The 6,652-nt window shown below is 43.9% G+C and carries 7 protein-coding genes; 5 read left to right on the top strand and 2 right to left on the bottom strand.

The genetic code is table 11. The annotated features are described in order from the left end of the window. Positions 1–31: 31 nt before the first annotated feature. Positions 32–1,240: a hypothetical protein gene (locus V2H45_RS15730; protein ID WP_330484606.1), complete on the bottom strand. Its 1,209-nt coding sequence runs from the start codon at positions 1,238–1,240 to the stop codon at positions 32–34. A gap of 189 nt (positions 1,241–1,429) precedes the next feature. Here V2H45_RS15730 and V2H45_RS15725 point away from each other — a divergent pair, with 189 nt between their 5' ends. Next, positions 1,430–1,879, top strand: a complete 450-nt coding sequence (locus V2H45_RS15725; RefSeq protein ID WP_330484605.1) for a CHAP domain-containing protein — start codon at positions 1,430–1,432, stop codon at positions 1,877–1,879. Positions 1,880–1,961: 82 nt separating this feature from the next. Next, positions 1,962–2,483: a hypothetical protein gene (locus V2H45_RS15720; RefSeq protein WP_330484604.1), complete on the top strand. Its 522-nt coding sequence runs from the start codon at positions 1,962–1,964 to the stop codon at positions 2,481–2,483. A 22-nt stretch (positions 2,484–2,505) separates the two neighbouring features. On the opposite strand, the gene V2H45_RS15715 is transcribed toward V2H45_RS15720, so the two are convergent. After that, positions 2,506–2,715: a hypothetical protein gene (locus V2H45_RS15715; protein ID WP_330484603.1), complete on the bottom strand. Its 210-nt coding sequence runs from the start codon at positions 2,713–2,715 to the stop codon at positions 2,506–2,508. 86 nt (positions 2,716–2,801) lie between these two features. On the opposite strand from V2H45_RS15715, the gene V2H45_RS15710 reads away from it, so the two are divergent. From V2H45_RS15710 to V2H45_RS15700, 3 genes are all read left to right on the top strand, one after another. Next, entirely contained in the window at positions 2,802–2,990 is a 189-nt protein-coding gene (locus V2H45_RS15710) for a hypothetical protein (RefSeq protein WP_330484602.1), read from the top strand. Positions 2,991–3,313: 323 nt separating this feature from the next. Further along, entirely contained in the window at positions 3,314–3,631 is a 318-nt protein-coding gene (locus V2H45_RS15705; RefSeq protein ID WP_330484601.1) for a DUF3067 family protein, read from the top strand. A 238-nt stretch (positions 3,632–3,869) separates the two neighbouring features. After that, a complete protein-coding gene (locus V2H45_RS15700) occupies positions 3,870–6,650 on the top strand; it encodes a GAF domain-containing protein (RefSeq protein WP_330484600.1) in 2,781 nt (926 codons plus the stop codon). Positions 6,651–6,652: the final 2 nt, after the last annotated feature.

Here is a 6,652-nt window from a genome sequence, read left to right as displayed (position 1 = left end):
GGAAGAGGAAAACCCTGTCCACAACTTGTTTTTATTTCCCAACAACTCTAATATAGGCTCTTTGAGATTCAGGTACATCCCATAGCAAACAAAGTAATCCTTCAAATGGAACGGTTTTGATATCCTGATAGCGGTGGCAACCCATTCTACAAAACAATTTATAGGCATCAGGTTGATTGTCTCGCAGCCAATCCATTTCCACAGTAACTAAAGTTTTTAATTCCGAATCAGCAAGTAAAGCATTCTTGTATCGATTCCAGTAAGATTCAATATTGCCATCAAAACGGTTTGCGATCGCACCATGCAGAATATCCATTACCTTAGCGTTACCATTATATGCCTCGCACATTTGTATTAGTGCTTCTGAAGTTTCAGCATTCTCACAGTCTCGGAAGCATTGTTGCCATGCTGTAATGTTTAGCCCCTCTAATTTGTATTCGCGCAATGTGACCCGTTGAGCAACCAGCGATCTGCGGCTTGTGATCAGCGTAAACGAACAGACATCGCGATCGCATAAAACTCGCAACAAATCCTCATAGCCACGCAAACTCTCCCGAAATCGATAGTTTTCATCCAACGTTGGTTCGAGATTATCCATCAGTACACCAACAGGACAAGATCGATCGGATAACTTTTGTCTCCAAATCTCTAAATTTGTCTGAAAGTCATGACTTGGTTCTTCATCAAAGTTTTGTTGCAAGATTTGCGACACCTTCTCTTCCACAGGCGTAACTTTCCCAAACTCTGCACCCATCTTGATCTCGATCACTTTCTTAAATTGCGTTTCAAGGAAAGCACGCGATAAAGTCGATTTGCCCACGCCAGCACCTGCTTTAAGCAAAACGATTTTATGTTGCTTCCTGAGCTTTTCTAACTCAAGGCGATCGCTGTCCCTCCCCAGTAGATTGAACTTTGCATTGATAGACATTGCTTCCTTTCGATACTTTGCTAACACTAGGGGCGCATTTTTGTAGGTAACGGTTGTATTTGGCTGATCTGTTAGGTCTTCGATCAGCCGATACAAGGCAGAAAAAGCTGGCTTTAATGATGTTTCTGCCATATGCAACTTCTGGGATGCATCCTTTGGGCTATGCCCAAGCAAAATAGCCCGTAAATTTCGTTGTTGCGCTGTTGGCAGCTTTTTCTGTTGTCTAGCCTCTAGATCTTTTAGTAAACGCTCAAGATCCCAATCTTTCTGTGCCTCAGAAAAGTAGCTAGCATCAAGGTTTTGCGTTGGCATAGACATTTTCACTAACAAATTAGTTATGTGTACTAAAAAAAACTAACACATTTTTCAGTTTTACTAACTATTTGTACAACTCTGTTAGCTGAATCAGCCGATACGACTATGGGATTCTAAATTCATGAGAAAGAAGGCAACCAAGCCCAAACAAAAATTTAAGTTCCATTCAAAAGGAGAAAACAACCCATGAAACCATCTAAACTTTTATCTGTTCTAGCTAGTGGTGTACTTGTTGGAGCGCCTATGTTTGCCTCTTTGGGAGCAATGCCATCATCTAGTGAAGCATCTCCCTCGTGCCAATGCACACAGTATGTTGCTAACCGCTTTGGTTTACGGGGTTTCCCACACGCAGGAGACTGGAACGATGGTTTCCTACAACGCAACGGATTCCGTCAAGTTGCACCTAGAGTTGGGACAATTGTTATAATGGAGCGTAGTTTCCCTGGCTCGAATACTTCTTTTGGACATGTGGGAATCGTTGAATCTATTGATGGTCGCGGACGGATTACGGTTCGTGGTGCAAATCAATATGTTGGCACTAGATTGGTTAATGAAGCGGGTTGCTCTAATGCAAGATCGACTCAATTTGGAACATCCATCAATGGTCGCCGTGATATTTCCTTCTGGGCGAGATAGCTAAATTATTTAGTCTACTTAGCGATCGCATTTTTGCTCCTCCGTAAAGTGCGATCGCTTTTCATAAAGAGGAACTTTACCAATGGTCAAAACAAAATACTTTGGTTTATCTTTGCTTTTATGGTCAACATTACAGGGAGGTGCGATCGCGCAAACCGCACAAAACTACACTGAAGGACAAATAGCTCCCACAACATCTCTAACTGGCACGATCCCAGCAAGTATAGAGAACAATGGTAGCGGTCTCCAGATAAATAATGGCACTTTTAATGGAACTTTGACCGTACCTTCTTGTGCAAGTCGAGTCTGTCTTTTTGGTATTGCTAGAATGACTCCTCAAGGGAATGAGGCAATAATTGGAGCAATATTTAATCTAGGTGGTTCAGCTGATGAAGAAAGAGCCGTAGCTGAAAAACTAAGAGTGGAAATGGAGGGTGCGAAAAATACCAACGATTACAAATTGCAGCTTTTAGATAAGCTTGTTGCTGCCATTGACAGTGGAAACTCAGTTAAAATTAGAAGTATTGCAATTACTCTTGCTCCACTAGAGGGGTACAAAGATTTCAGAGAATATCTCAACGCATTACTTAATGAGAAGAAATAGATTGTATTGGTAAATCCAAACTTTACAATGAGACGGCAAAAGCCTCATGATTAAAATCATACATTACACTTTTAAGATATTTCACTTCCCCGATCGCAACCATATTTAACGCACTCTCTCTGCTTTTCTCTGTACTTCCCATCATCTGGGAGATTCTTTGGAGGGTAAGTTTAGGATTAATGTCTCTCAGCGCGATCGCGATTGTTTTTGAAGGATTGAAGGATTGAATCATGTTACGACAATTTCAACTGATTAAAAAGCGATCGCATCTGCGATCGCTTTTTAGTTTTGCCCATAGGAACGCTTCTTTATGGTTCAATGGTTGATTCGATAATTCCGTTCTGCACAAAATCAACAACATTAAATGGCGATCGCGCTAAATTGTTCATCCGTTACTTACCTAGCGATCGCGCAGAGATTGACCGATCTGGGCATGAATTTCTTAGAGTTTGCCAAATGCTCATGACAGAACTAGCCAAGGCAGTTTGGGCTTTTGGGGTTGTTTAGGGCTATACGGTTATTGGTTAGCTTCCATGCAGTTATGCGATCGTATAAATATGACTCTGCCCTCACCACAATTTCTGCTTCCCAAACAAATTACGATTAGGCAAACTTTCATTCCCAAAAAGAACAATAGATGGGGCATTAAATCATGGCATAGTCTTCCTTTAGAGCTTATTTGCCTTAGAGTGATTTTTAAGCAATTACCAAAATTTAAGTACTAAAAAAATTTAACTCTCTCAAAACCTTGTAGCATTTGTTCAGAAAATGTAGTATGTCTTGTATCTCGTATCAGATAGCTACTGAAATGGTATAACTCAATAAAACTCATGACTGGACAAGAGCTGCGCCAACTCATTTTAAACAAGTGGGGACATTCCTACGATGTGCAGTTGCGCCGCACCCAAGGGCGAATTATGGCACAGGTAATGTGGCGATACCAAGAGCAGGCATCTTTTCCCCTTAGCGAGACAGATTATCTGGATCACCTAAACGCGATCGCCGCTCATTTAAATGACTGGGGAACCGTCGAACAGGTAAAAGAGTTTATTGTAAAGACGAAATCCCGTCCTCGACTGGGAAAAGCTGTTAACATTCCCCTAGAGTTAGGAGTGCGATCGCTAGAGTGGCTAGTTGAAGATCGATAGATTAGAATGAATTACTCTAAATTACATCTGGTTATACTTTCTAAGTAAGGTCAGTTATGTAAAACTTATTAAAGCTAAGATAAATCAGAATTGTTGTTAGTATTGTAATTTGATTTCAACAACACATTTCAAGATAAAAAACTTGTTTGTAGGCAATGTATAACCCTGATTCAAACGTGTTACTCCCAGAGGAAGCGCCGCTAGGCTACTAAAGTAGAGGAAGTTAGGACATAAATATATGAGTCAAGCAGCAGCCAGTCCCTGGGAACGTCAATTCGTAAACTTGGGGCGCGTCATGCAGTTCTTGCGAGAAGAAGAAGACATAGAGGCGCTTGTTGCTGCTACCCTCGATTATCTAAAAGATAACTTTGAATACAAACTGATCTGGTTAGCACTCTACGATCGTGCCAATCATCGCCTTGTTGGTAAAGGGGGAACAACCCCTGCGGGTGATATTAAATTTTTAAGAGAACGATTTGCCCTAAACGCAGGTGATTTGCTCGATCAAGTGATTATGCAAAAGCGTCCAGTCCCGATCGCCGATCTGCGCCAAGAAAAACGCAGTGGAGAATGGCAAAAAGCCGCACAGAAATTTGAAATACAAGGTACCTTAGTCTGGCCGATTTATCACAAAGACTTAGCATTTGGGGTTGTCCTCTTGGGGTCACATTTGTGGAACGTTGCCCCAAGAGCTGAAGAAAAAGCACGTCTGTCTATCGTGATGGGTAGTCTTGGAGCTTCTCTCAACCGCATCGAATCAGACTGGCAGCATCAAAATACCAAGCGACCCGACGAACCGTTACTGGTTATGCTCGATCGCTTGCGCAATCTACCCATGCTTAACCAAAGATTGGATGAGATTGTCAATCAAACCCACAATTTCATCATGCCTGCGCGCACGCATATCTATTGGTTTGAGCGCGAACATCGTTACTTTTGGCGCAGGGTCACCAACAAGCAAAAAGGCCCCAGCAAAGATCGAACTGATGTCACAGCGGGTGTCACCGTGCAAAATGCTCCTGCCCTCTATCAGGCATTGAGCAAAGACCAGTTGGTTACGGTTGTGGATGTTAATAGCATGACCAAGAGCGAACTAAACAATCGCATTATGGAGCAGTTTGGGGCTGAATCAATTATCGTTGCCCCCATATTATTTCAATCAGAATTAATGGGGTTTCTCTGTGTTGAAGGTGACGAGCCTCGCCTTTGGACAGATGACGAACGCAATTTTGTCAAAGGTTGTGCGCAATTGGTGGCAATGACAGCTCCGCTCGAAGAAATGGAAGCAACGCTGGAGCGTATTGCCTCAGATCAATTACTCACAGCAGGAATTGCCCGAGCGATCTTTTCAGAGCAGGACTGGCAAGATTCACTGCAATTAGCAGCCGATCAATTATGTCAAAGGCTTGGCGTAGAGCGCTTTTGGATCGCTCTTTTCGATCGCGATACGGGTGCATTGCGCGTTTACTTTCAGCATCACCCCAAAAATCGTCGTCCTTTACCGACATTTTTGGCAGAGTTGTCTCAGGTCGATCTTCAGATGATGGAGCAGTCCAATGAGGCAGTGACCATCGAGAACTATGAGAGCGATTTTAAATTTTTGTCTTGGCGACCACCTTTGGTGGAACTTGATATTCGCTCGCTGATTATTAGCAGCACCTCAGTTGGCAAATCTTTAGAAGGGATCTTAGCCATTGGGCATGAAACCCCTCGTACTTGGTCGCGTCCTGAAAGAGAGATGGTGCAAGCGGTAGCACAGCAGGTGGGACTCATCCTGCATCAAGGCGAATTGCAACGCCAAGCTGACGAACGTCAAAAACTACAACAGGCAGTTCAGTTTGGTCTGGTTGCACTCCAGCAGGCTACAACTATCGAGCGGTTGCACCCGATCTCAACCCAACTGATGGCACAGGTGATGCAGGCTCCTCTAGCGGTATTGATTACTTGGCTACCGGGCAGACCAGGGGGGCAAATTGCTTCTCACTTTGCTAGTCGAGATGACTTTAATCTCAATATTTCTGAGACCATGCTTGCGATCGAAGAGGACACGTTGGTCGAATGGGCTTTGCAAACGGAAGGGATTTTACCCCTCACGGTGAATGATTTGCCTGATTCAACCCGTTCGTGGCTCAATGCTCCTAGTATTGGCAGTATTTTACTCATTGCTCTACGCACCACTCCTGAGCATCAATCCACAGGTATGATTTTGGTGGCTGACAAAGCAGGAAGGCGTTGGCAAGATCGACAACTACAGGCTTTTATCATGTTAGCCAACCAACTTGCTTGGTCTCGTCGCCACTTGGTCTTGGTCGATCACCTACGTCACCATCGTCAAGAGCTAGAGCGTCTCAACTGGTACAAGCACCGACGCATTGAAGATGTCTATCGTAGTGTCAGTGGCGGCGTACAGAGGCTTTTAGAGGTAGATTCTAGATCTAACGGAGAGAATGATGCGGTTACGAATATGCGTCTGCAACAGTCTCTTAAACAGTTGCAAGCTTCGTTATCCCCCCTCCCTCAAATTATTCGTAAAGAGCAGTGGCGCTTGCGTCCCAACTTTGAGACTTCACCGTTAGCAGGAATGCTCAAACGTGCCTTAGAACGTGTCGATCCCCTGATCAAACAACGACAAATTTGGTCGCAAGTACACAATCAGGCAAATGTGCTTGTTGGCGGAGATATTGCCAAAATTGAGATGATTATCAACGAACTGCTGCTATTTGCCTGCGGACGCTCTGAGGTTAATGGCAGAATTGACCTATGGTGTCGCCAAATTGACGAGCGATCGCTCGAACTCTCGATCACGGACTATGGCACTGTCGATGCAACTCTGCTCAGTGAATTGCAAGAGGGTAGAACCATCGATCCACTCATGCCGTCTATCTTGGATCAACCACCCGGTCTACACCTATCAATTTGCCAAAGTCTCATGCATGAGGCAGGTGGAGAACTATCCCTTTACCAGTTAGAAGATAACCGCATTCTCAGCCGCATCATCTTACCCCTGTCTTCGGGTTGAGG

The organism is Tumidithrix elongata BACA0141 (genome assembly GCF_036349135.1).
Classification (GTDB): Bacteria; Cyanobacteriota; Cyanobacteriia; order Pseudanabaenales; family Pseudanabaenaceae; genus Tumidithrix; species Tumidithrix elongata.
Note: the sequence above shows the minus strand (reverse complement) of the source record. Positions and strands in the feature narration are given on the sequence as shown.